The following is a 23,952-nucleotide window of genomic DNA, read 5'->3' as shown; positions in this document are numbered from 1 at the left end:
AGGCAGGCGCCTCACCCTTGTCGGTCTTCTTCACCGGTGCCGCCGCATTGAGCTGCGTGCGCAGCGAAAGCAGCGCGTCGAGCTCGCAGTCGAGCGTCAGGTAGAAATGCGGGATGGTGGTCTTGGCTTCGACCAGGCGCCGCGCGATGGTCTTGCGCATATTGTCGTGCGGGACGAGTTCGTAAGAGCCTTGCTCGAACAGCTTCAGCACCTGATCGTCCGACATTGCCTTTACTGCCGGCGCAGCGGAAGGCGCACCAGCCGGAGCCTGGGCTGCCGGTGCTGCCTTGGCGCCGCCACCGGCGATCGCGGCGTCGACATCGGCCTTCACCACCCGGCCATGCGGACCGGTGCCGGTCACGGCCGACACATCGACCCCCGCCTCCTTGGCGATGCGGCGCGCGAGCGGCGACGCAAAGGTGCGCTCGGCCGATTGGCTGATCTCCCCCCTTGTGGGGGAGATGGCCGGCAGGCCAGAGGGGGGCGCCTCGCTCTTGGCTGCTGGAGGAACAGCGCCCCCCTCTGTCGACTTCGTCGACATCTCCCCCACGGGTGGGGAGATTGGCGCCCTGTCCTGCTTGGCCTCGGCTTTCGCCGGTGCGCCACCGCTTTTCGCGGCAGCGCCCGCATCTTCGCCTTCGGCGGCAAGCACGGCGATCAGCGCGTTGACCTTGACCCCTTCGGTTCCGGCCGGCACGACCAGCTTGGCGACAGTGCCCTCATCGACGGCTTCAACTTCCATCGTCGCCTTGTCGGTCTCGATCTCGGCAATGACATCGCCCGGCGAAACCTTGTCACCTTCCTTGACCAGCCATTTTGACAGATTGCCTTCTTCCATCGTGGGCGACAGGGCCGGCATGGTGATGTTGATAGGCATCGCTCACTCCTGGATGAATTTGAAAAGGCCGCGCATGACGGTCAGCGTGGCGACGATGAACACAGGTGGCAAGACACCGAAATGGTAGCTACCCTTGCCCATCTCGAGCGTCATCATGCTGCCGGTCTGGTCGACCTTTCCGGAAGCAGTTGCCACAATAGCAAGAACCAGCGACGCGGCACCGCTGAGCATCAACAGAACCGCATCGAACTTCCCCGTCATCGATCGCACGAGAAAGGCGACCACGACAGTGGGAACAATGATGGCTGCCAACATCCAGAAAGACAGCATCCGCATTGCTCCCTAGCGATATGCGACGGCTTTGACGGCCTCGATGACCTCGCCGACATTCGGCAATGCCAGCCTTTCGAGGTTGGCCGCATAGGGCATCGGCACGTCCTTGCCGGCAATGGTGATGACCGGCGCGTCGAGGAAATCGAAGGCGCGTTGCGACACCTGGTTGGCGATATGGTCGCCGACCGAATTCTGCGGGTAGCCTTCTTCGACCACGACCAGCCGGTTGGTCTTCTTGACCGAGGCGATGACGGTGTCGAGATCGAGCGGACGGATGGTCCTGAGGTCGATGATCTCGGCGTCGATGCCCATGCCGCGCAGCTCGGCTTCCGCCTTGACCGCATAGGTCATGCCGATGCCGAAGGAGACGATGGTGACATCCTTGCCCGTCTTGTGGATGCGCGCCTTGCCGATCGGCAGCACGAAGTCGTCCAGCTTCGGCACGTCGAAGGACTGGCCGTAGAGGATTTCGTTCTCGAGGAAGATGATCGGGTTCGGATCGCGGATCGCCGCCTTGAGCAAGCCCTTGGCGTCGGCGGCCGTATACGGCATCACGACTTTCAGGCCTGGAATGTGGCTGTACCAGGCGGCATAGCACTGCGAGTGCTGTGCGGCGACACGGGCGGCCGCGCCGTTCGGCCCACGGAACACGATTGGCGCGCCCATCTGGCCGCCGGACATATAGAGCGTCTTGGCGGCCGAGTTGATGATCTGGTCGATCGCCTGCATGGCGAAGTTGAAGGTCATGAACTCGACGATCGGCTTGAGGCCCGCCATCGCAGCACCGACGCCGACGCCGGCAAAACCATGTTCGGTGATCGGCGTGTCGACGACGCGACGCGGCCCGAATTCCTGCAGCAGGCCTTGCGTGATCTTGTAGGCGCCCTGGTATTCGGCAACTTCCTCGCCCATGACGAAGACATCGCCGTCGCGGCGCATTTCCTCGGCCATGGCGTCGCGTAACGCTTCGCGCACCGTGGTTGAGACCATTTCGGTACCGGCGGGAATATCCGGATCGGCGGCGATTTCCGTTTTCGGTGCGGCCGCGACTGGTGCAGAGGCCGGCTTTGCCACCTCCGCCTTGTCCTCGGCCGGCGCTTCCGCCTTTGCCGGTACTTCCGCCTTGGCGGGAGCCGCCGCGGACTTGCCGACGTCGGCGGCGCTCTCGCCGTCCTGGAGCAGAACGGCGATCGGCGTGTTGACCTTGACGCCTTCGGTGCCGGCGGCGATCAGGATCTTGCCCAGCGTACCTTCGTCGACGGCTTCGACTTCCATCGTCGCCTTGTCGGTCTCGATCTCGGCGATGACGTCACCGGCGACGACCTTGTCGCCCTCGTTCTTCAACCACTTGGAAAGATTGCCCTCTTCCATGGTCGGCGAGAGAGCGGGCATGAGAATTTCGATCGGCATGTCCTGGCCCTCCCTTACAATACGATATCGGTCCAGAGCTCGGACGGATCCGGCTCGGCATCGTTCTGGGCAAATTCGGCGGCGTCGGCGACGATGTCGCGAACCTCCTTGTCGATGGTCTTGAGCTCGTCCTCGGTCGCCCACTTCTTCTCGATCAGCCGCGCCTTGACCTGCTCGATCGGGTCATGCTCGGAGCGCATCTTCTGCACTTCTTCCTTCGACCGGTATTTCGCAGGATCGGACATCGAGTGGCCGCGATAGCGGTAGGTCTGCATTTCGAGGATCAGCGGGCCATTGCCGGCGCGGCACCATTCGGTGGCGAGATCGCCGGCGGCCTTAACCGCGCGCACATCCATGCCGTCGACCTGGATGCCTGGAATCTTGAAGGAAGCGCCACGGTGCGAGAAGTCAGTCTCCGCTGAAGAGCGCGACACCGAGGTGCCCATGGCGTAGCGGTTGTTCTCGATGATGTAGATCACCGGCAGCTTCCACAGCGAGGCCATGTTGAAGCTCTCATAGACCTGGCCCTGGTTAGCTGCGCCGTCGCCGAAATAGGTCAGCGAGACATTGTTGTTGTCGCGGTAGCGGTTGGCGAAGGCCAGACCGGTGCCGAGCGACACCTGCGCGCCGACGATGCCGTGACCGCCATAGAAATGCTTCTCCTTGGAGAACATGTGCATGGAGCCGCCCTTGCCCCTGGACAAGCCGCCGCGGCGTCCGGTCAGCTCAGCCATCACGCCACGCGGCGAAAGCTCCATCGCCAGCATGTGGCCGTGATCGCGATAGGCCGTGATCATCTGGTCGCCGTCGATCAGCGCCATCTTCATGCCGGTGACCACGGCTTCCTGGCCAATGTAGAGGTGGCAGAAGCCGCCGATGAAGCCCATGCCATAGAGCTGGCCGGCCTTTTCCTCAAACCGGCGGATGAGCAGCATGTGCCGGTATGCGGCAAGCTCTTCGTCCTTGGTGAAGTCAGCAGGCTTGGGTGCTGACAGGCCGGATTTGCCGTCGGATTTCGATTTGGCAGGCGCTTTTCTGGCTGCGGTGGCCATGCATCACTCCCTGTTGGCGTCTCTTTGCGGACACTGGAGCAAGATCAACCTGCTCCGGGGAGATCGCCCTCCCCTTCGATTTATGGGAGGCTAACACGTAGAAAGGCGTTCCGCCATGTCGAAATTGCATAGCTGGCATGCGCCTAAGCGATTAAAATCATTGAAAATATTGCTGATTAACCGAAAACCGGTTACTTCTCCGAAACCGGCAGCATGATGGTGATCTCGTCGGCCTGGGACAGATTAAGCGCTTTACGCGCCTGCTCATCGAGCATGTCCCTCTCCAGCGTGCCATCATGCATGAGCTTGACCCGCCGTTCGAGTTCCATCCTGCGCGCCCTGATCGCCTCGAGCTGACCCTGCAGCGCGACCGTTTCGGCCTCCAGCTTGTATTTGGAATTGATACCGAATTCGCCGTGATATGCGTGAAAGCCGAAATAGGCCAGGAACACCACGCACAGCGAAGGAATGATCAGCCGCCCGGTATTTCTCTGCTTGTGCTGACGCGTCCACATGACCGATTCCCCGTGGCCGCGAACTCAAACGGCTCGACGCCTTTTTCGCCTGATTGTGCTTAACGGACGGTTACGGGCGGCGGCCCAGCCCGGCCTGAAATGAAAAAGGGCGGGATGTCCCGCCCTTTCGATACCAAAGATGCGCGGCCGGATCAGCTCTTGATCACCGACTTGCCGGCGTAGCGCGCCTGCTTGCCGAGTTCTTCCTCGATGCGGATCAGCTGGTTGTATTTAGCCATGCGGTCGGAGCGCGACAGCGACCCGGTCTTGATCTGCCCGCAATTGGTGGCGACGGCGAGATCGGCGATGGTCGAATCCTCGGTCTCGCCCGAACGGTGCGACATGACCGCGGTGTAGGCTGCCTTGTGCGCGGTCTCGACCGCGTCGAGCGTCTCGGTCAGCGAGCCGATCTGGTTGACCTTGACCAGGATCGAATTGGCGACGCCCATGCGGATGCCGTCGCGCAGCCGCGCCGTGTTGGTGACGAAAAGATCGTCGCCGACAAGCTGCGTCTTCTTGCCGATCAGGTCGGTCAGGTATTTCCAGCCTTCCCAGTCATCCTCGGCAAGGCCGTCCTCGATCGAGATGATCGGGTAATCGGCGGCGAGCTTGGCGAGGTACTTGGCCTGCGCCTTGGGGTCGCGCGTCTTCTTCTCGCCCTCATAGACGTAGTTGCCGTCCTTGAAGAATTCGGTCGCGGCGCAATCGAGGCCGAGCGCGATCTCGTCGCCCGGCTTGAAACCGGCCTTCTCGATCGATTCCATGATGAAATCGAGCGCCACCGGCGCGCTCTTCAGGTTCGGCGCGAAGCCGCCCTCGTCGCCGACATTGGTGTTGTGGCCGGCATCCTTCAGCTTCTTGCGCAGCGTGTGGAAGATTTCCGAACCCCAGCGCACGCCTTCGCGCAGCGTCGGCGCGCCGACCGGCAGGATCATGAATTCCTGGAAGTCGATCGGATTGTCGGCATGCGCGCCGCCATTGATGATGTTCATCATCGGCACGGGCAGGACATGCGCCTTGGTGCCGCCGACATAGCGATAGAGCGGCAGGCCGGCGGCATCGGCCGCGGCTTTCGCCACCGCCAGCGAAACACCCAGAATGGCGTTGGCGCCGAGGCGGCTCTTGTTGGGCGTGCCGTCAAGTTCGATCATGGTCTGATCGATATGAATCTGGTTTTCGGCTTCCATGCCGCCGATCGCCTCGAACAGTTCGCCGTTGACCGCTTCGACGGCCTTGAGCACGCCCTTACCGAGGTAGCGGGCGCCGCCGTCGCGCAGTTCGACGGCCTCATGGGCGCCGGTCGAGGCGCCCGACGGCACCGCGGCGCGGCCCATTGAACCGTCTTCGAGAACGACATCGACCTCGACGGTCGGGTTTCCGCGGCTGTCCAGGATTTCACGCCCGACAATATCGATGATGGCGGTCATTGCGATGTCCTCGATTTGATCTGGAGAAAACGTCGCGCCCGTCTTAGCCAAAGCGACGCAAAAGGCAATCGGGCCCTGGCCGAATATTGCCGCCCGCGCGATTCACGAAGCGCAAGTTTCTGTCATCATAAGTCATGCCACAAGGGGCGCATTCCGGGTTAAGGCTGTTGTCGCGCGGGGCGAAAAAGGAGGAGTTTCGCCATGTCCGAGTTGAGCGGTATCGTCAGTCTGTTCCTGATCGCGGCGGCGTTCCTGACGTCGTGCGACAATCAGCAGCCACCGCCAAAGGCCATTGCGCCTTTGCCGGCCTTGCACATTAGCGAGTAGCGTTGCCTCGAATCGAAAAGGGGGCCGTCGAAACGGCCCCCTTTTCGGTTATGCGTCAGTGCCAGTAGGGCGTCACCTTGTAATATTCGTATGACTCGTCGCGCACGCTCTCGCCATCGGCGCCGGCCAACTCGTTGATCGAATGGGCGGGCGCCGCCTTCAGCTGTTCCTTGGTAAAGGGCACGACATAGCCGCCCTTGTCCTCGTCGTAGTCGAGGCTCGCCCAGGGAATGGCATGGTACTTCTCGGCAATACCGAGAAAACCGCCAAATCCAATCACCGCGAACATGATGCCGTTCGACGTCTTGTCGAGCATGACGTCCTCGATGCTGCCGATGCCGTCGCCTTGGGTATTGTATACGGTAGTGCCGATCACTCGCGAAGCGGCAATGGCTTCGGTGTGGCCTGTTTGCGTTGTCATTGTTTGCTCCTCGTTGTCGTTAATCTGCACTTTGACAATGAGGCGCGCGGGCGAAAGTTCCCGACTTTTTGGCGGCTGCCCGATCACTCCGCGAGGATGAAAGTCACCTTCATGTTGACGCGATAGGCCGCGATCTTGCCGTCCACGACAACGATCTTCTGATCCTGGATCCAGGCCCCTTCGACATTCTTCAGGGTTTTGGCGGCGCGGGCGATTCCTTTCTCGATGGCGTCCTGAAAGCTCTCCTTCGACGATGAGGTGATTTCGGTGACGCGGGCGACGGACATGGCTTCCTCCTGCCAAAACGCTCATTTGCCTGCCGAGCGTACAACTGGCCCTGGCAACCACAAGCACGGGCAGAAAGCCTAGGATTAGTGGCCCTTCGCTACCCGGTCCAACGCCATCAGCTTTTCGAGCAGCGCCGGCATATCTTTCAGCGGCACCATGTTCGGACCGTCGGAGGAGGTCGAATTGTCGGGGTCCTGATGAGTCTCGATAAAGACGCCGGCAACGCCGACGGCAACGGCCGCGCGGGCCAGCGTCTCGACAAAGCGGCGCTCCCCGCCAGACGACCCGCCCTGCCCGCCCGGCTGCTGCACCGAATGGGTGGCGTCGAAGATCACCGGCGCGCCGATCTCGGCCATGATAGGCAGAGCGCGCATATCCGACACCAGTGTGTTGTAGCCGAAAGAAGCGCCGCGCTCGGTGGTCAGCACATTGGCATTGCCGGAACCGGTGATCTTGGCGACCACGTTCTTCATGTCCCAGGGGGCGAGGAACTGTCCCTTCTTCACATTGATGACCTTGCCCGTCCTCGCGGCGGCGACCAGCATGTCGGTCTGGCGCGACAGGAAGGCCGGTATCTGCAGCACATCGACATGCGGTGCAACGATGGCGCACTGCTCCTCCGTGTGAACGTCGGTCAGCACCGGCAGCGAGAATTCCTTTCGCAACTCGTCGAACACGGGAAGTGCGGCGTCCATGCCGGCACCGCGCGTCGCCGACAGCGAGGTGCGGTTGGCCTTGTCGTAGCTGGTCTTGTAGACGAGGCCGATGCCGAGCCTGCCGGTCAGCTCCTTCAGCGCACCGGCCATGTCGAAGGCGTGTTGGCGCGATTCGAACTGGCACGGGCCAGCGATCAGCGCCAAGGGTGCCGCATTGTCGAAGATGACATTGCCGACCGTTACCGAAGAATTGGGCGCCGTCGAATTTGGTGCTTGGGACTTGCTCATTTGGTCTCCCGGAAGATGAAAGCCGCGCCTTGGCCGGCTGCCGGCGGCACGACAATGTCGGTGCCCGCTATATCGTGCTGGATTGAGTTGGCTGCAAGCAGCCTCGCAGCGGCATCGGCGCTTCGGATCGCAAATACCACGGCGGCGAAACGAAGCTCCGTCGCCGGGCCGGTCGGGATGCCAAAGCGCGCGGCGTAAGACGCGGGATCGAGCACACGCAATGTTGCGTTCGGCAAGGCGAACGCGCCGTCCGGACCGCCGGCGGACGGTTCATTGACCGCCACCGCGATCAGCCTGTGCTGTTCGGAGGGCGCACTGCTGATTGCAATCACCTCGACGACCCCATCGACGCCGTTGGGATGAGCCTGCAAGGCCGCGCGGTCCACTTTCGGCGCGTTGATGCGCTGGCAGGCAAAAAGAAAAGCGTCCCTGGCATGATTGGCCGAAGCAAAAGCGAGCTTGAACGAGGCGGTATCGCTTTTGCCAGCCGTGTCGGTGAAGGCTCGCGAGAAGCTCAGCGTGTCTCCCGCCGACAGGCCGGCTTCGACATAGCGTTCATGGTCGCCATCGGCATTGTCAGTGCCAAGAACCACCGCGGAAAATCCCTCGTTACCAAGGCTTTCGCGATAGAGGCGATCGCGCGCAACGAAGACGTTGCCCTCGGCGGCAGCCTCCGTCGCAGCCTGTTCGCTGCCAATCGCGAGCGGCTCCAGATAGGTGCCGTCGGCAAGGAACACGCAGCAGTTTTCCGTGCCAAAGGGATGGATGCCGGTCGGAGCGACGACGAAGCCCAGCGCGGTGAGCCGGATCCGCGCGGTGTCGAGGGTCTGCGTCGGCAGAACCAGATGATCGAGCGGATGAATGGCTGATGTGGTTGGGGTCATGCAGGCGCGATGTGCATCATTCCGAAGGCCGGTTCAAGACTTGATCGCAATGCCGCCGGCGGCGGCGCATGGTTCGCGCAGCACGATCTATCGGCAAACGCGCCGCTGCAAACGGCGCCTTCTGGAGGCGCCGGATCAGCGTCCGGCCACGACATCGGCCGAATAACGCAGCTCGCGCAATGGTTTGACCTTGCTGGTGGTCCGCGCATAGAGCGGGTGCGCCTTGTAGGCTGCCAGCGCCGCGTCATCGGCGAATTCCGCGTAAACGACGACATCGACTTCATCCGACAGCGGGTCGACCTTGGTGTTCAACGTGACCTCGAAGAGGCTGCAATGAGGAATGTCGCCGAGCGCCAGCAGCCCGGTACGAACAGCTTCCACATCTTCCTTGCGCCGCGCGCTGAAGAAAACGATATGCCGGATCAATCCCGCCTCCTCGATCTGAATGTCGGGGTCTTTTGTGACGGCGGTCCCTTTGCGTCAACCGGTCATGGCGCCACGCGTCCTTGCGACGCGCCTCGATCGGTGCTGGACCTCGGTTCGCGCGGATCAGGGATGAAGCGCCGGCCTGCCCAGGGACGTCTAGGCCTTGCCGGTGACGTAGCGCACCGCATGGGAAACTTCCCTGACCGCGACGTCGAGATACCGGCCTTGATTGTAGAGACCGTCCCAGATCAGGAAGAACGCGATGGCGGCAATCACGATTACATAACGCATGGCTAAAGCTATCGCACAAGCGATGCGGCTGCCATAGGCGTTTTTGATTTCGGGCCGCAGCGGCCTGACGCAGGGCGGCAGATGCCGGGCGCCGCGTGGCACAGTCCAGCTCTCGGCATGCCTCTTGAAGTTCCCCCTCATGGCGTGGAAGATTGTGGCAGGCATTCACTGGGAAGCGCTGAAGCTCTGCTAAGGGGCGCGCGCTTTCGTTCGAGCCCGCCTGCCGTCGAACCCGCAAGCTGCCGGGACCAGGCAACGGTGTTTGAACCCGGCGGATGATCCAAGAGAACCGTGGCTTGGCAATTGCGCCGACAGCACGGAGATCCAGGGGCATGGAATGGCACACGGGGAACATCATGGCATAGCGCCGGGCGACGCGGTCAGGCTCGACGAATTCAATTTCGCCGAGATCGTCAAGGGCCTGCCGGCCAAGGCGCGCATGGTGCTGTCGGCGGCCATGAACCTGCCGCGTGGTTCGCTGAAAGTCAGGATGCCGGACGGCCGTGCCGTCCTCGTCGGCGGCAAGGCGCCAGGCCCCGACGCCGAACTTGTGCTCAAGAACTGGCGTCTGCCGGGCCGCGCCTTTTCCGGCGGCACGATCGGCGTTGCCGAATCCTATATGGACGGCGATTGGGAAAGCCCTGACGTCACCAGCTTCCTCGAACTGTTCGTGGTCAATTCGGCGATCGGCGAACGCGTCGCGGGCGGCGCCAGTTGGCTCATCAACACGGCCCAGCGCATCCGCCACTGGTTCAACGAGAACACACGCAAAGGGTCAAAGCGCAATATCTCGGCGCATTACGATCTCGGCAACGCCTTCTACAAGGAATGGCTCGACCCGAGCATGACCTATTCCTCGGCGCTTTACGCCAATGGCGCCAATGATCTCGAGAGCGCCCAGGCCGCCAAATACCGGGCGCTGGCCAGGGATACGGGCATCGGCGGAAAGGATCACGTGCTGGAGATAGGTTGCGGCTGGGGCGGCTTTGCCGAGTTCGCGGCACGCGAAATCGGCTGCCGGGTTACCGGATTGACCATCAGCCGCGAGCAGCACGATTTCGCCAAGGCTCGCATCGCCAAGGCCGGGCTTGCCGACAAGGTCGACATCAAGTTGCAGGATTACCGTGATGAAACCGGGACCTACGATCGCATCGCCTCGATCGAGATGTTCGAGGCGGTCGGCGAGAAATACTGGCCGGTATTCTTCTCCAAGATGAAGGCCTGCCTGAAGCCCGGCGGCACCGCGGGCCTGCAGATCATCACCATCAACGAAGCCGCCTACGACACCTATCGCGCCAGGCCGGATTTCATCCAGCGCTACGTCTTCCCGGGCGGCATGCTGCCGACGCCGTCCATCCTGAAGTCGCTTGGCGCCGCGCACGGCCTTGCCCATTTACGCGAACACGTTTTCCCCGAGGACTATGCCCGCACGCTTGCCGAATGGCGCCAGCGTTTCCGGGGGTCGTGGGAGAAGATCGTGCCGCTCGGCTTCGACGACCGTTTCAAGAAGCTCTGGGAATTCTACCTGCATTATTGCGAGGCCGGTTTCCGCACCAGCTATATCGACGTGCGCCAGGTGGTCTACAAGGCGTAGGCTGGGGACAGCGATCTCATCGACAACACCCGGACATCGACCATCCACGAGGTCCATGCACCCGCGGGGATGAGGCTCTTGACCGTGCCGAGCGATCCGACTGCTCCTCCCTCGCTATGGCGAGGTCATCTCCCGCACGGGGATGCGGCCAAGACCGGCCGCATCCAGCCCTGATAGTCGATCAGAGAAGGATGCGGTATCGGGCAAAACCAGCTTCGCCCTCGCCCACCGGCTCGATCTTGAGCGACTTCACATCGGCGATGAAGTCCTTTGCCTTGACGCCTGTCTCGAAGACGACGCTGCTTCCCGGCAGCGGCGCGAACGACCAGTTGCCATCCGCCGACGGGTTGATGGTGCCTTGGCTGACGACGTAGCGGACGATGACGTCGCGGTTGGTGTCCGGCGCTTCGTAGATGATCTTCGAGGCATTGATGTCGGGAAAGTTGCCACCGCCGCCGGCACGGTAGTTGTTGGTCGCAACGACGAATTTCGCTGCTGGATCAATCGGTTTGCCGTCGAATTTCAGGTCGACAATGCGATTGGAACCGGCATTGGCGACGGCGCCCTTGGCATCGTATTTCGGTGGCTGCGACAAATCTATTTTGTAGGTTACGCCATCTATGACGTCGAAATTATAGGATGGGAATTCGGTGTCGATCAGCGGCTGGTCGGCTTTTCCTGCCTCGATTTTCTTGAAGATGCCGGCCGACATCTCCAGCCATTCCTTGACCTGGGCACCCGTGATCTCAACCGCGCGAACCGTGTTCGGATAGAGATAGAGGTCGGCGACGTTCTTGATTGCGACATCGCCCACCGGCACGTCGGTGTAGTAGTCGGCGCCGTTGCGCCCGCCGGCCTTGAAGGGCGCCGCCGCCGATAACATCGGCACGTCCTTCCACTGGGTGCTCTTCAGGATATCCTTGAGATACCAGCTCTGCGCCTGGTTGACGATTTGCACCGAAGGATCATCGGCCACCAGCGCGAAATAGGAATAGAGCGGCGCCGAGGTCTTGCCGACAGGGCGGCGCAGATAGGCGAGCGTCGCCTGGTGGTCCTGCTCGAGAGCAGCGATGATGCGCTTGTCGTCGGCAACAGTCGGCTTGTTCTTGTTGTCGACACGCTCGAAGATCGGCCGCGCCTCCGAGGTCGCCGAGACCACTTTCCACTTCGACCCATCGCGTTCCAGCATCAGGTCGATCAGGCCCATATGCGAGCCCCAGAAACCGCCCATGACGGCGGGCTTGCCCTGCAGCGTGCCTTTCTGTGCGTCAACGCCCTCGAGCCCCTGGAAATCCTTCTTGCCGGGGAAGACCAGGTGCTGGTGGCCGGTGAAGACCGCGTCGATGCCTTCGACGCCGGCAACGAAGAACGAGGCGTTCTCCATCATGTCACCCTGCTTGACGTCGATGCCGGAATGCGAGAGCGCGATGACGATGTCGGCGCCCTCCTCCTTCATCTGCGGCACCCAGGCCTTCGCCGCTTCGACGATGTCGCGCGTCTTGACGTTGCCTTCGAGATTCTTGAGATCCCAGACCATGACCTGCGGCGGTACGAAGCCGATGATGCCGATTTTGATCGGTTGCTCGGTGCCTGAACCGTCCTTGATCTTCTTGTCCAGGATTATGTAGGGCTTGAGGTAGAGCTTGTCGTCGCGCGGATTGGCGGCAAGCTCGGTGCCCCGGATCAGATTGGCGCAGACGAACGGGAAATTGGCGCCGGCCAGTACCTTGTCCAGGAAGGACAGGCCGTAGTTGAACTCGTGGTTGCCAAGTGTCGAACACTCGTAACCGAGCAGGTTCATGCCTTTCATGATCGGATGGAGATCGCCCTCCTTCAGGCCCTTCTCATAGGCAATGTAGTCGCCCATCGGGTTGCCCTGCAAAAGGTCGCCATTGTCGATCAGCATCGAATTGGCGGCTTCCTTGCGCACCGCGTCGATGAGGGACGCCGTGCGCGACAGGCCCATCGTGTCATTGGCTTTGTCGGCGTAATAATCATAGGGCAGCACGTTCACATGGATATCGGTGGTCTCCATGATCCTCAGATGCGCCTGGTTGGCCTGCGCACGGGCGGAGAAGGGATGAAGCATGATCAGCGCCCCTGTGGCGGCGACCCCCGCAAGGAGACCACGGCGAGAGACGGGATGGAGCAGTTGCGACATGTTTTCTCCTTCTTCGACGACCTGACATGCCCCTGCCCCGAAGCGAACTTCGCGCTGAAATCGGCTCAAGTCCACTCAAGAAGTCGCGCGCATCGGCACGCCAATCCATCAGCAACAGATGACGGCCGGATGAAAGGCTCGGTGAAGAAAGTCAGGTCTTGTCGTCGTCGCCCTGGGTAATCAGCCGGGCGCTGCGCTGGCCCGTGACATAGATCCATAGCCAGCTCAGCGAAACGGCAAGCCGGTTGCGGAAACCGATCAGGAAATAGATATGCGCAATGCCCCACAGCCACCAGGCGAGCCAGCCGGTCAGCTTGATCCAGCCGAAATCGATCGCGGCGGCGCGCTTGCCGATCGTCGCCAGATCACCGGCATGCTTGTAGTGGAAAGGCCGCGGCCCCGTGTCGCCGGCAAGCCTGGCCCTGACGGTCGCGGCAACATGGCGGCCCTCCTGCTTGGCGGAAGGCGCCACGCCGGGCACCGGCCGCCCGTCGGGCCGCAGCACAAGGGCGGCGTCGCCGATGACAAAAATCTCCGGGCTGCCGGGCACGCTGAGATCAGGCTCGACCAATACCCTGCCGGCCCGGTCCGCGTTCGCGCCCAGCCATTCAGCGGCGGGCGAAGCGGCAACGCCGGCTGCCCACAGGATCGTGCGGGCCGGCAGAACGGTATCGCCAAAAACCACGCCTTCGGCATCGCAGCGCGTAACGGCCCGGCCAAGCTCGACCACAACACCAAGCCGCTCCAGCGCCTTCCCGGCATAATTGGAGAGCTTCGGCGCGAAATTGGCCAGGATGCTGTCGCCGGCCTCGATCAGCACCACGCGCGTCTGGCGCGTGTCGATGTTGCGGAATTCGCCGCGCAGCGTGTCATGCGCCAGTTCGGCAATGGTTCCGGCAAGTTCGACGCCGGTCGGCCCGCCGCCGACGATGGCAATGGTCAGCAGCGCCTGGCGCCTGGCAGGGTCGGGTTCCCGTTCCGCCTGCTCGAAGGCCAGAAGGATGCGGCGCCGAATGGTGGTGGCGTCCTCCAGCGTCTTCAGGCCCGGCGCGAAAAGCTCCCATTCGTCATGGCCGAAATAGGCGTGCCGCGCGCCGGTGGCGAGCACCAGCGTGTCGTAGGCGACGGCGCTGCCATCATCGAGCACAACACGTTTGCCGGTCCGGTCTACTCCTGTGACATTGGCCAGCAGCGTGGTCACATCCTTGCGCTTGCGCAGGAGATGGCGGATCGGCCAGGCCACCTCCGAGGTCGCCAGCGCCGTGGTTGCCACCTGATAGAGCAGCGGCTGGAACAGATGATGGTTGCGCTTGTCGATCATGGTGATGCGCACCGGCGCGCCAGCCAGCGCGCGGGTGAATTCGAGGCCGCCGAACCCGGCGCCGACGACGACGAGATGATGTCTGGCATCGCTCATTTCATCACCCCTGATGGGCAAGATTGCCTGCCCTGGATGTAGGTGTTTTTGTGCAATGCAACAATGGCAGGACAGTGCCCGAGACTCGTCGTTCCATGTCGTGAACGCACATGTTGTATCGTATCGCGAGGTATAGCGTCATCGAACACGAGATGAGGTGAGGCATGACCAACGATCATGAGGACGAAGGACCGGCGCAGTATTCTTCGCCGCCCTGCTTCATGCATGAACTCGATCCCGCGTTCCAGGCACCACTCAGCGACTGGACCGACGTGAGACGCTGGCGAAAGGCCGAGCGTGAACGCCTGATCGCGGCGCGCCTTGCCGTTTCCGCCGATGCCCGAACCGCAATGTCGCGGCGCATCGCGGAAGGCCTCGACACGATCATCGGTGACATAGCGGGCCGGATGGTCAGCCTTTACTGGCCGTTTCGGGGCGAGCCGGATTTACGGCCATGGATGGCGTCTATCAACGAACGCGATGGCCGCACCGCGCTGCCCATCGTCGTCGAAAAGGGTCAACCGTTGATCTTCCGCGCCTACAAACCGGGCGACCGGTTGGAAAAAGGCGTCTGGAACATCCCGATCCCGGCCGAAGGCGATCCGGTACTGCCGGACATCGTCATCTCGCCCATTGTCGGCATCGATCCGGCAAGCTATCGGCTGGGCTATGGCGGCGGCTTCTTCGACCGCACGCTGGCCGCCATGCCGTTCAAGCCGCTGGTCATCGGCGTTGGCTACGAATTGCAGCGCATCGCGACCATCTATCCGCAACCTCACGACATCCCGATGGATCGGATCGTGACGGAGGCGTAAGAGCCTGTTTGGTCCAATGAGACCGGTCGGATTTCTGGTTACCCCGCGCGGAAGCAGCGCAAATGTCACGTGACAAAAATCCGACTTGGTCGATAAATAATCTGATTTTCAAAGCACGGTGCCGCGGAGGATTGCCTAGACATGCGCCCTGGGGAACCAACACTGTCCGGTCGCTCCTCACAGTGGCTGCTTCACGATGGGTGACAAGATGATCGGGCGTACCATGGCGGCTGCCGTTGCAATCGCTGTTTCCTTTTCGCCCGCGCTCGCGCAACGACATCGTTTGCCGAGCGGTTACAAATGGGGCCGTTGCCTGCTTGTTGTTGACGGTCAGACCCGCATATCCGGAAAATGCTCCTATCAAATCGAGAAGGGCGGCGATTTCAATATCCAGGGACCCCGGCAAGTTTTCGCGGGTATCGACTATCCTGACACGCATAGTGGGGCTGGTGAAATGTCCGAGGATTACTGGGCAGCCGTCTACAAGGACGGCGATATTTGGGACGGCTATGGTAACTCGGATATTCGCGCGACTCACGGTGATGAACGTTGGGAAGACCTTCACCGCGAAGGCGCATGCTATATTGGGAAGGACGTCCGGGTGTGCCTTTGGCGTTAAGCCATTTCCGGCTTTAGCCCCATGGCCGTCCGGTCGACGATTTCACGTAAGGCGAAGGACGAATTGATCTTCGTTACATGCGGCATCGCCGACAGCCATTCCTTGTGGATGCGCTCGTAGTCGACGAGATCCTTGGCCGCGATCCGCAGGATATAGTCGTACTCGCCCGACATCAGGTGGCACGACAGCACGTTCGGACAGCGTTTGATCGCCGCCTCGAAATCCGACAGCGTCTTCTCGAACTGGCCGGAGAGGGATATGTGGACGATCGCCGTCATCTGATGGCCAAGGGCCGCATTGGACAACCGGGCGTGGTAGCCGCGGATGGTTCCGGATTTTTCCAGATTATCAAGCCGGCGCGAACAGGCCGATTGCGACAGGCCGACCTTTTCGGCAAGGGCCGCATTCGGCATCCGGCCATCCTTCTGCAATGTCTCCAGAATGGCGATATCAATCCTGTCGAGCGGCATTCTTCGTGAATCCTGCGAATATACTGCTATTTCACGCAATGATTATCGAAACCCTCCTGTTCGCGCAAGCGCATTCGCAAACACTTGCGAGCCGATTCATGGTTCACTCCGACAATCAGGGAGTGAGCCCAAAAGGGCCCGGATCAGGAGAAGAAAATGCGCGTCGGCTGCCCCAAGGAAATCAAGAACCACGAATACCGTGTCGGCCTTACGCCGGGTTCGGTCCGCGAATATGTGGCCCACGGCCACGAAGTGCTGGTCGAGGCTGGTGCCGGTGCCGGTATCGGCGCCGACGACAACGCCTATCGCGCTGCAGGCGCCACCATCGCCAAGACCGCCGCCGACGTGTTCGCCAAGTCGGACATGATCGTCAAGGTCAAGGAGCCGCAGCCCAATGAGTGGGTGCAATTGCGCGAAGGCCAGATCCTGTACACCTATCTCCACCTGGCCCCGGATCCGGAGCAGACCAAGGGCCTGCTCGCTTCGGGCGTCACGGCGATCGCCTATGAAACCGTGACCGACGATCGTGGCGGGCTGCCGCTGCTGGCGCCGATGTCGGAAGTCGCGGGTCGCCTGTCGATCCAGGCCGGCGCCACGGCGCTGCAGAAGGCCAATGGCGGCCGCGGCGTGCTGCTCGGCGGCGTGCCCGGCGTGCTGCCAGGCAAGGTCACCGTGCTCGGCGGCGGCGTCGTAGGCCTGCACGCGGCCCGCATGGCCGCCGGCCTTGGCGCCGATGTCACCATCATCGACCGCTCGATCCCGCGTCTGCGCCAGCTCGACGACCTCTTCGCCGGCCGGGTCCACACCCGTTACTCGACCGTCGAGGCGCTCGAGGAAGAATGCTTCTCGGCCGACATCGTCGTCGGCGCCGTGCTCATCCCGGGCGCGGCCGCGCCTAAGCTGGTCACCCGTGAAATGCTGTCCGGCATGAAGAAGGGCTCGGTGCTGGTCGATGTCGCCATCGACCAGGGCGGCTGCTTCGAGACCTCTCATGCGACCACCCACGCCGAGCCGACTTACGAAGTCGACGGCGTTATCCACTACTGCGTCGCCAACATGCCAGGCGCTGTGCCGGTCACTTCGGCCCATGCGCTGAACAACGCAACGCTGCATTACGGCCTGCAGCTCGCCGACAAGGGCCTGAAGGCGCTGGTCGACGACCATCATTTGCGCAACGGCCTCAACGTCCACAAAGGCAAGATCACCAACCGCGCGGTCGCCGAAGCGCTCGGCTACGAACTGGTCGAGCCGAAAGCCGTGCTCGCGGCCTGATACACCCAGAAAAAGTCAACTTACACTTTTGCCCGCCGGTTCGCTCCGGCGGGCTTTTTCTTTTGGCAATGATGCTCCAAACCTGCTTCCCAGGGGATCCATCGAAGCGTGTGCCGTAAGGGCACTTAGCCTCCCGCTGTTGCATTTTTGTCATACCTGTATTGGCCGACTCCCTGCTAGGAACACCCCGGGTTTATTCATTAGGGGTACGGGCTATGTTTGTTCGCATTACTGCGAAATCTATTCTTCTCGGCGCGGTTTCTGTCGTGGCTTTGATGTCGGCGGCTCATGCGGCCGACGTCGTGCAGCCGGTAGAGGCATCCGGTTTTAACTGGAGCGGCGTTTATGTCGGCTTCGGCGTAGGCGCCGGAGCCAACGTCCATAAGTTGAGCAGCGATTTTGCTCCCTTGTCATTGAATGGCATTGGCGGTGAAGGCGTTTACGGCGAACTTACCGCTGGCTACGACTACATGGTCTCGCCCCGCTTCCTGCTCGGCGGATTGCTGGACGTCCATGCCGGCGACATCAAAACCAAGCTCGACGCCGGTGGTTTCAACGCCTCGATCCAGGAGACATACGGTTTCGACGCTGGTCTGCGCGTAGGGTATCTGCTTACCCCGAACACGCTGGGCTACGTGCTGGGCGGCTATTCCTGGCAGAAGTACAAGCTTGATTCCAACGCCGGCTTTGGTTTCGATTGGGACCAGAGCGGATATTTCGTCGGTGGTGGTCTCGAAACGGCCATTAACAGCAATTGGACGATCAAGACCGAGTATCGCTATACACGCTTCGGCACCAAGGACGATCTCCTTTCCGAGGCCGGCCTTATCGGGGCTCCGGATGGCCTTCTCAATCTCGATACGTCGCGGCACACATTCCAGGTTGCCGCCAGCTATCGCTTCGGGGCGCAGAACGGTGCCGCCACTTCGTTTGAAACGCCCGCCTATAACTGGTCCGGCTTCTATATCGGTGGCGGTTTGGGCGCGGGTGCGTCGGTGCACCAGATCGAAATCCCACCGCTTGGCGGCGCGAAGTTCAACGGCCTCGGCGGTGAAGGCGTGCTTGGCGAGCTGAATGTCGGCTATGACCACGACTTCGGCAGCTGGGTCGCTGGCATCATGGTGGACGCCCGCTATTCCGGCATGACCTCGAAGCTGGACCTCGGCGGCGGATCGATCAATGTCGATACCGACTACGGTTTCGATGTGCTTGGCCGCGCCGGCATGAAAATGAATGAATCGACCCTCGCCTACGCGCTGGCTGGCTACAGTTGGCAGCATTTCGACTTGAACGCTTCGGACCCGGTCGGCGACATCCTCGATTGGGGCTCCAGCGGTTTCTCTGTTGGTGGTGGTCTGGAAACGGCAATATCCAGCAATGTTACCTTGGGTGTTGAGTATCGCTACTCGCAATTCGCCAAGAAAGATTTCTCATCCGAGGTGGGGCTGCCTGACGACTCCATTACCTCTACGTCGTCCTTCCATACCGTGCGTATCGGCGCGAAGTACAAGTTCAACTAAGCCCTCCAGGCAAACCTACAAAAAGCCCGCCGGCGTTGCCGGCGGGCTTTTTCGTTGCTTGAGATATGGCGCGGTGAAATCTGGGCAACAAAAAAGCGGAGCCAAAGCCCCGCTTCCTCGATATCGAGATTGCCGCCGGTTCATCCGCGGTCGGCCAATCGATCGACAATGGCTTTCTAGCGCGTTCGTGCGACAGCAGTGCGACAGAAGCTTTCTATCGCCAATCCCTGGCCCTCACGCGCGCTCGATCCGGCATTGGTAGCAATTGTTGCGCGCCGAGCGGACATGCACATAGGCAATGTCTTCACGCTCAAACAGGGTTTCCGCCCGCGCTACTATAGCGTCGGTTGGGATGACGCCGCCGCTGCCATAGACAATGCGGTCGTCCTTGCCGTAGCCGCGCACGATATAGTCGGCGCTTTCCAGTATCTCGGGAATGATCTCCGCCTCAACAGCGCGTTCGCATTCCTGCGCGTGCAGGAAGATGGGGCCCGTCTCGGCATAAGGCTGAAGCTGCGGGAACGGCCGGTAGGCCAGGACGAGGTAGTCATCGCCGGCGGCGATGTTCTTCAAACAATGCCGGCAAGGCATGCCGTCACCGTCGGAAACCTGGCGCTCGGGCGTGTTGCCATAGGCGTCTGGCCCACCCCCCTGCAGCGCTTGCACATCTTCGGTCGGCAGAGCTTTGAACTGGATGGTCATCGCATGATCTCCGGTGTGGTTGAGCGGAAATTATGCTTCCCCTTCGATGCTTCCCACCCGATTCCTGCCAAGAGTCGAGGGCCGACCTGCGGTCGGCAAATCGGGCCCGAGACCAAATGGGATAAGCGCCGATATTGCCAGCCGGGACAATATAAGCCGGCTAATCAGTTTGAATCGGCGCCTGCGTTCAGCGGATGAAATCGTCGAAGCGGCGCAATGTCACCCGGCGATTCTGCCAGTTCTCGCTCTGAGTCGGCACCAGCAGGAATTCCTCGCCGTAACCGACAGTCTCCAATGCATAACCGGGCACGCCGAATTCACGCACCAGCGTGCGCTTCAGCGAAGCGGCGCGCTGTTCGGAAAGAACCTGATTCGACTGAAACGATCCGACAGCGTCGGTATGACCCTCGATGAGCACACGCGCGCCGGGGTCGCGACGCAGGATGCGGCGCAGCGCATCGGCGATGTTATCGATCTTGTTATACTGCGAACTGGAAATCGCCGCGGAGCCAAAGGCGAAATTGATCGACTGGATATCGATCGAGCGCGCCATGCGGCGCAGGTCCGGCCGGCGCTTGAATTCACGGGTGGTGACGCGCTCGTTCGGCCGCAGCTTGACCCGGGGTGCCGCCTCGAGCTTTCGCTCGATCGTCGCGGCCGAGGGCGTCGTCGCCTGGGCAGCGGCAAGGCTCGGCATGGCAATCGCCGCAATCAGCGCGGCGGCAAGAGTACGTCGGGTCAGCATGTCTTTCTCCTTCGGCCTCGGCCGCATTGGCAATGCGGGCAACATGCCAAAGACAGGCTGAAGCGCCGATGAACGGAAGGTTCAGATTCCGGCTGGAGTTACGGCCGCATGACGCTTGCCGAGCGCTCGGCGAAAGGCAGGGGATGCACGATTTCCTTCTTCTGCGCGACCGGCTTGAAACCAAGCTTCTGGTAGAGCGGCAGGGCTGCGGGGTGGTCGAGCGTGCAGGTCTGCACCGTCACCCTTTTCGGCCCATGCGACCATGCCGCGGCAATCGCCGAGCCAAGGAACCAGCGGCCGATGCCTTGCCCGGTGGCGTGTTCCATCATGCCGAAATAGGCGAGCTCGACTTCCTCAGGCAGATGCGGCTTGAGGTCGAAGAAGCCTGCCGGCGAGCCGTCGAGATAGAGCACCCTGATGTCGCGATCCTCGCGGTGGATTCCGGCCGACAGCTCATCGTCATTCAGCCTCAGAACATTGACCCAGTGCCATTTGCGCCCCACCCGGTCCATCAGGTAGCGGTAGAAATGCAAGGGGATGTCCCTGGTCTTCAGCAGTGCGACCTGGCGGTTGTAGGGCACCGGTGGCGAGGCGGCCGGAGGTGCATGCATTTCGAGAAAAGTCACCGTGACTTCAATGTCCTGCAGCACTCCGTTTTCCATCAATTCATTCCTTGCCGGTAGTGGCTGGGCCGGTCACGACTGGCGTATCGGGCAATCCGCCCCACTCGGTCCATGAGCCGTCATAAAGCCTGTTGTCGGTGTGGCCAACCGTCTCCAGTGCCAGCGTGACCACCGCGGCCGTGACACCGGAGCCGCAGGATGTGACAACGGGCTTCGACAGGTCGATGCCGGCGTCCTCAATCGCCTTGCGCAAACGGTCCTTCGGCAGCAGCCTGCCGTTTTCGGAAAGCGCCGAATAGGGGATATTGCGTGCCCCAGGCATGTGGCCGGAGCGGATGCCAACGCGGGGCTCGGGCTCTGAACCGGTAAAGCGCCCTGCCCCACGCGCGTCGGCAATCTGGCTTGCCCCCGTATCGACGATCCGGCGCATGTCGGCTAGGCCGACGACGCGACCAGCGTCGAAATCGGCATGAAAGACGCTTGGCGCGATCTTGGTCGGTTCGGCCGTTATCGGCCGGCCGGACGCCTTCCAGCCATCGAAACCGCCGTCCAGAATATAGGTCTGGAAGACGCCCATGACGCGGAACATCCACCATGCCCGGGGCGCGGAGAAAAAGCCTGGGCCATCATAGACGACGATGGTGTCATCGGCAGAAACGCCCATCGCGCCGACATACTGAGCAAAATGCTGCGGCGATGCGAGCGTATGCGGCAAGGCGGCGTCGGGGTCCGAAACGGCATCCTGGTCCAGGAAACGGGCGCCTGGAATATGGGCTGCATCATACTCGGCGCGCGCGTCGCGTTTTTGCGCCGGCAGATACCAGGAGGCGTCTACGATCGTCAGGCCCGGCTGGCCCAACCGCTCCTGCAGCCAGTCCGCATCGACGGTGAAAGCGCTGTCTTCGGCCATCTTTTCTCCTGCCGCTCTTTGACGGTGTCTGTCTGTTCAATTTACCGGCATCGGGCCGAAGCGGATGCGGAAGCGCCTGTTTTCCCGGCCCTTCTTCTCGATCTTGCCGATGTGGATTTCGCCGATCTCGCCGGTGCTCTTCACATGGGTACCGCCGCAGGGCTGGCTGTCCACCGAGGCGTTCTCACCGATGCAGACGAGACGGATCTTGCCCGTGCCAACAGGCGGTCGGACATTCTTGGATTTTACCAGGCCGGGATTGGCGCCCAATTCCTCGTCGCTGATCAGCCTGGTGAAGATGGGATGATCAGCCCGCACTAGGTCCATCATGCCCGCAGTCACCTCTTCCTTGGTGAAGCTGGCGTCCGGAATGTCGAAATCGACACGGCTGTCGTCCTCGGAGACCGCCGCCCCGGTGATCGGGAATGGGCAGACGACTGTCAGCAGGTGGCAGGCAGCGTGCATGCGCATCAGCAGGTGCCGGCGCTCCCAGTCAATCGCCAGCTTCACGCGCTCACCGACCTGCAGCGTGGCCAGCTCCGGCGCCGGCACATGGATGATCTCGTCCTTGGTCTCGCCGGTGATCGTGGCGGCGATCGCGATGCGGCTGCCATCGGCACGTTCGATATGACCAGTGTCGCCCGGCTGCCCGCCCGAGGTTGCGTAGAAGATCGTCCGGTCGAGAATGATACCGCCGCGCTCATTGATGGCGACGACCGTGGCGTCAGCCGTCCTGAGATAGGCATCGTCGCGAAACAGCGCTTCCGTCTTGTGCGCCATCACGCAACCTTTTCGAACGGCACCGAGATCTTGCTCTGCAGTTCCATCCAGCCCGGCACCGGCAGCTTCTTGTCGCGCAGGAAGTCAGGGTTGAACAATTTCGACTGATAGCGCGTGCCGTAGTCGCAAAGGATGGTCACGATGGTGTGGCCCGGGCCCAATTCCCTGGCCAGCCGCATCGCGCCGGCAATGTTGATGCCGGTCGAGCCGCCGACGCACAGGCCTTCCTCCTGGATCAGGTCGAAGACGATCGGCAGCGCGTCCTCGTCCTTGATCTGGTAGGAGAAGTCAGGCGTGAAGCCTTCGAGATTGGCGGTGATGCGCCCCTGCCCGATGCCCTCGGTGATCGAACTGCCTTCGGACTTCAGCTCACCGCTGGTGTAGAAACTGTAGAGCGCGGCGCCAAGAGGGTCGGCGAGCGCAATCTTGACGTTCTTGCTCTTGGCCTTCAATCCGAGCCCGACACCGGCCAGCGTTCCACCCGAACCCACCGCCGAGACAAAACCGTCGACCTTGCCGCCGGTCTGGGTCCAGATTTCCTCGGCCGTGGTGCGGATATGGCCATCGCGGTTGGCGACATTGTCGAACTGGTTGGCCCAGATGGCGCCGTTCGGCTCGCTCCTCGCCATCTGCTCGGCCAGCCGTCCCGACAGTTTCACGTAATTGTTGGGGTTCTTGTAGGGCACGGCCGGCACTTCGATCAGCTCGGCGCCGAGCAGCCGGATCGTATCCTTCTTTTCCTGGCTTTGCGTATCCGGGATGACGATGACGGTGCGGTAGCCGAGCGCCTTGGCGACGAGCGTCAGCCCGATGCCGGTGTTGCCGGCTGTCCCCTCGACGATGACACCGCCCGGCTTCAACAGGCCACGTTGTTCGGCGTCGCGGATGATGAACAGGCCGGCGCGATCCTTGACCGACTGTCCCGGATTCATGAACTCGGCCTTGCCCAGGATCTCGCAGCCGGTTTCCTCGGAAGCTTTGTTGAGGCGGATCAGAGGCGTGTTGCCGATCGCGTCGATCACAGAACGGGGCATTCAGGATTCCTTGTGTACATGCGCCGAAACCCTAGAAACCCAACGCTGCGGTTTCAAGGCAAGAATTCGTCTGGTCCAGTCGCATTTCCGGCCCTGCGGGTGCCGACCTTGCCGCGACCGGGCTCGATATCACA

At 61.8% G+C, this 23,952-nt stretch carries 27 protein-coding genes; 6 read left to right on the top strand and 21 right to left on the bottom strand.

Annotated features, from left to right (window positions below; translation table 11 throughout):
- The 6 genes from EN808_RS09230 to eno form a co-directional block, all read right to left on the bottom strand.
- The coding region (locus EN808_RS09230; RefSeq protein ID WP_135915602.1) for a biotin/lipoyl-containing protein at positions 1 to 877 on the bottom strand (877 nt) is incomplete at its 3' end.
- A 3-nt stretch (positions 878 to 880) separates the two neighbouring features.
- Entirely contained in the window at positions 881 to 1,168 is a 288-nt protein-coding gene (locus EN808_RS09225; protein ID WP_135915601.1) for a hypothetical protein, read from the bottom strand.
- A gap of 12 nt (positions 1,169 to 1,180) precedes the next feature.
- A complete protein-coding gene (locus tag EN808_RS09220; protein ID WP_135915600.1) occupies positions 1,181 to 2,581 on the bottom strand; it encodes a pyruvate dehydrogenase complex E1 component subunit beta in 1,401 nt (466 codons plus the stop codon).
- Between the two features lie 14 nt (positions 2,582 to 2,595).
- On the bottom strand, positions 2,596 to 3,633 hold the full coding sequence (gene pdhA, locus EN808_RS09215; RefSeq protein ID WP_127869335.1) for a pyruvate dehydrogenase (acetyl-transferring) E1 component subunit alpha: 1,038 nt from the start codon (positions 3,631 to 3,633) through the stop codon (positions 2,596 to 2,598).
- A 191-nt stretch (positions 3,634 to 3,824) separates the two neighbouring features.
- Positions 3,825 to 4,148, bottom strand: coding sequence for a septum formation initiator family protein (locus EN808_RS09210; protein WP_127280535.1), 324 nt, complete (start codon positions 4,146 to 4,148; stop codon positions 3,825 to 3,827).
- A gap of 152 nt (positions 4,149 to 4,300) precedes the next feature.
- A complete protein-coding gene (gene eno, locus EN808_RS09205; RefSeq protein ID WP_135915599.1) occupies positions 4,301 to 5,575 on the bottom strand; it encodes a phosphopyruvate hydratase in 1,275 nt (424 codons plus the stop codon).
- Positions 5,576 to 5,776: 201 nt separating this feature from the next.
- Between eno and EN808_RS37580 the strand changes: the two genes are divergently transcribed.
- Positions 5,777 to 5,902 carry a hypothetical protein gene (locus EN808_RS37580; RefSeq protein WP_127281032.1) on the top strand — a complete coding sequence of 42 codons (126 nt, stop codon included), beginning with the start codon at positions 5,777 to 5,779 and terminating at the stop codon, positions 5,900 to 5,902.
- A gap of 55 nt (positions 5,903 to 5,957) precedes the next feature.
- Here the strand turns inward: EN808_RS37580 and EN808_RS09195 are convergent, their stop codons facing one another.
- The 6 genes from EN808_RS09195 to EN808_RS37575 form a co-directional block, all read right to left on the bottom strand.
- Positions 5,958 to 6,323, bottom strand: a complete 366-nt coding sequence (locus EN808_RS09195; protein ID WP_127281031.1) for a PRC-barrel domain-containing protein — start codon at positions 6,321 to 6,323, stop codon at positions 5,958 to 5,960.
- A gap of 83 nt (positions 6,324 to 6,406) precedes the next feature.
- Positions 6,407 to 6,610 (bottom strand): dodecin family protein, encoded by a 204-nt coding sequence (locus EN808_RS09190; RefSeq protein ID WP_135915598.1) that lies wholly within the window; start codon positions 6,608 to 6,610, stop codon positions 6,407 to 6,409.
- A gap of 84 nt (positions 6,611 to 6,694) precedes the next feature.
- A complete protein-coding gene (gene kdsA / locus EN808_RS09185; RefSeq protein ID WP_127869339.1) occupies positions 6,695 to 7,555 on the bottom strand; it encodes a 3-deoxy-8-phosphooctulonate synthase in 861 nt (286 codons plus the stop codon).
- Positions 7,552 to 8,439, bottom strand: coding sequence for a VOC family protein (locus EN808_RS09180; protein WP_135915597.1), 888 nt, complete (start codon positions 8,437 to 8,439; stop codon positions 7,552 to 7,554). Before EN808_RS09180 ends, kdsA begins: the two co-directional genes overlap by 4 nt.
- Before the next feature lie 135 nt (positions 8,440 to 8,574).
- On the bottom strand, positions 8,575 to 8,865 hold the full coding sequence (locus EN808_RS09175) for a Dabb family protein (RefSeq protein ID WP_127280091.1): 291 nt from the start codon (positions 8,863 to 8,865) through the stop codon (positions 8,575 to 8,577).
- A gap of 156 nt (positions 8,866 to 9,021) precedes the next feature.
- Positions 9,022 to 9,156: a hypothetical protein gene (locus tag EN808_RS37575; protein WP_272482999.1), complete on the bottom strand. Its 135-nt coding sequence runs from the start codon at positions 9,154 to 9,156 to the stop codon at positions 9,022 to 9,024.
- 337 nt (positions 9,157 to 9,493) lie between these two features.
- Here EN808_RS37575 and EN808_RS09170 point away from each other — a divergent pair, with 337 nt between their 5' ends.
- Complete coding sequence (locus EN808_RS09170) at positions 9,494 to 10,750, top strand: cyclopropane-fatty-acyl-phospholipid synthase family protein (protein ID WP_127280092.1); 1,257 nt, start codon at positions 9,494 to 9,496, stop codon at positions 10,748 to 10,750.
- A gap of 181 nt (positions 10,751 to 10,931) precedes the next feature.
- Here EN808_RS09170 and EN808_RS09165 read toward each other — a convergent pair whose 3' ends face one another.
- Together EN808_RS09165 and EN808_RS09160 are read right to left on the bottom strand one after the other, a co-directional pair.
- On the bottom strand, positions 10,932 to 12,911 hold the full coding sequence (locus EN808_RS09165; protein ID WP_135915596.1) for a bifunctional 2',3'-cyclic-nucleotide 2'-phosphodiesterase/3'-nucleotidase: 1,980 nt from the start codon (positions 12,909 to 12,911) through the stop codon (positions 10,932 to 10,934).
- 151 nt (positions 12,912 to 13,062) lie between these two features.
- On the bottom strand, positions 13,063 to 14,328 hold the full coding sequence (locus EN808_RS09160; protein ID WP_135915595.1) for an NAD(P)/FAD-dependent oxidoreductase: 1,266 nt from the start codon (positions 14,326 to 14,328) through the stop codon (positions 13,063 to 13,065).
- A gap of 164 nt (positions 14,329 to 14,492) precedes the next feature.
- Here EN808_RS09160 and EN808_RS09155 point away from each other — a divergent pair, with 164 nt between their 5' ends.
- Both EN808_RS09155 and EN808_RS09150 read left to right on the top strand, forming a co-directional pair.
- Complete coding sequence (locus EN808_RS09155) at positions 14,493 to 15,143, top strand: 5-formyltetrahydrofolate cyclo-ligase (protein WP_127280883.1); 651 nt, start codon at positions 14,493 to 14,495, stop codon at positions 15,141 to 15,143.
- Positions 15,144 to 15,339: 196 nt separating this feature from the next.
- On the top strand, positions 15,340 to 15,762 hold the full coding sequence (locus tag EN808_RS09150; RefSeq protein ID WP_127280884.1) for a hypothetical protein: 423 nt from the start codon (positions 15,340 to 15,342) through the stop codon (positions 15,760 to 15,762).
- On the opposite strand, the gene EN808_RS09145 is transcribed toward EN808_RS09150, so the two are convergent.
- Positions 15,759 to 16,232, bottom strand: coding sequence for an Lrp/AsnC family transcriptional regulator (locus EN808_RS09145; protein WP_015317948.1), 474 nt, complete (start codon positions 16,230 to 16,232; stop codon positions 15,759 to 15,761). The two genes, EN808_RS09150 and EN808_RS09145, sit on opposite strands and share 4 nt — an antisense overlap.
- Positions 16,233 to 16,388: 156 nt before the next feature.
- Here EN808_RS09145 and ald point away from each other — a divergent pair, with 156 nt between their 5' ends.
- Together ald and EN808_RS09135 are read left to right on the top strand one after the other, a co-directional pair.
- On the top strand, positions 16,389 to 17,504 hold the full coding sequence (ald, locus tag EN808_RS09140) for an alanine dehydrogenase (protein WP_019858003.1): 1,116 nt from the start codon (positions 16,389 to 16,391) through the stop codon (positions 17,502 to 17,504).
- A 215-nt stretch (positions 17,505 to 17,719) separates the two neighbouring features.
- Positions 17,720 to 19,024, top strand: a complete 1,305-nt coding sequence (locus tag EN808_RS09135) for an outer membrane beta-barrel protein (protein ID WP_127869344.1) — start codon at positions 17,720 to 17,722, stop codon at positions 19,022 to 19,024.
- A gap of 234 nt (positions 19,025 to 19,258) precedes the next feature.
- On the opposite strand, the gene EN808_RS09130 is transcribed toward EN808_RS09135, so the two are convergent.
- The 6 genes from EN808_RS09130 to EN808_RS09105 form a co-directional block, all read right to left on the bottom strand.
- Positions 19,259 to 19,726, bottom strand: coding sequence for a DUF1203 domain-containing protein (locus EN808_RS09130; RefSeq protein ID WP_127869345.1), 468 nt, complete (start codon positions 19,724 to 19,726; stop codon positions 19,259 to 19,261).
- 187 nt (positions 19,727 to 19,913) lie between these two features.
- A complete protein-coding gene (locus EN808_RS09125; RefSeq protein WP_135915594.1) occupies positions 19,914 to 20,471 on the bottom strand; it encodes an OmpA family protein in 558 nt (185 codons plus the stop codon).
- Positions 20,472 to 20,569: 98 nt separating this feature from the next.
- The gene (locus EN808_RS09120) at positions 20,570 to 21,133 is read right to left on the bottom strand and encodes a GNAT family N-acetyltransferase (protein WP_127280900.1); all 564 of its coding nucleotides are present in this window, start codon (positions 21,131 to 21,133) and stop codon (positions 20,570 to 20,572) included.
- 4 nt (positions 21,134 to 21,137) lie between these two features.
- Positions 21,138 to 22,004, bottom strand: a complete 867-nt coding sequence (gene sseA, locus EN808_RS09115; protein ID WP_135915593.1) for a 3-mercaptopyruvate sulfurtransferase — start codon at positions 22,002 to 22,004, stop codon at positions 21,138 to 21,140.
- Between the two features lie 36 nt (positions 22,005 to 22,040).
- Positions 22,041 to 22,784, bottom strand: coding sequence for an alanyl-tRNA editing protein (locus EN808_RS09110; protein WP_135915592.1), 744 nt, complete (start codon positions 22,782 to 22,784; stop codon positions 22,041 to 22,043).
- Positions 22,784 to 23,818, bottom strand: coding sequence for a cysteine synthase A (locus EN808_RS09105; RefSeq protein ID WP_127869348.1), 1,035 nt, complete (start codon positions 23,816 to 23,818; stop codon positions 22,784 to 22,786). The genes EN808_RS09110 and EN808_RS09105 overlap by 1 nt, the downstream gene beginning before the upstream one ends.
- Positions 23,819 to 23,952 lie beyond the last annotated feature (134 nt).

Source organism: Mesorhizobium sp. M8A.F.Ca.ET.165.01.1.1, assembly GCF_004792065.1.
Classification (GTDB): domain Bacteria; phylum Pseudomonadota; class Alphaproteobacteria; order Rhizobiales; family Rhizobiaceae; genus Mesorhizobium.
The sequence above is the reverse complement of the archived record's forward strand: the minus strand, read 5'-3'. Positions and strand labels throughout refer to the sequence as shown.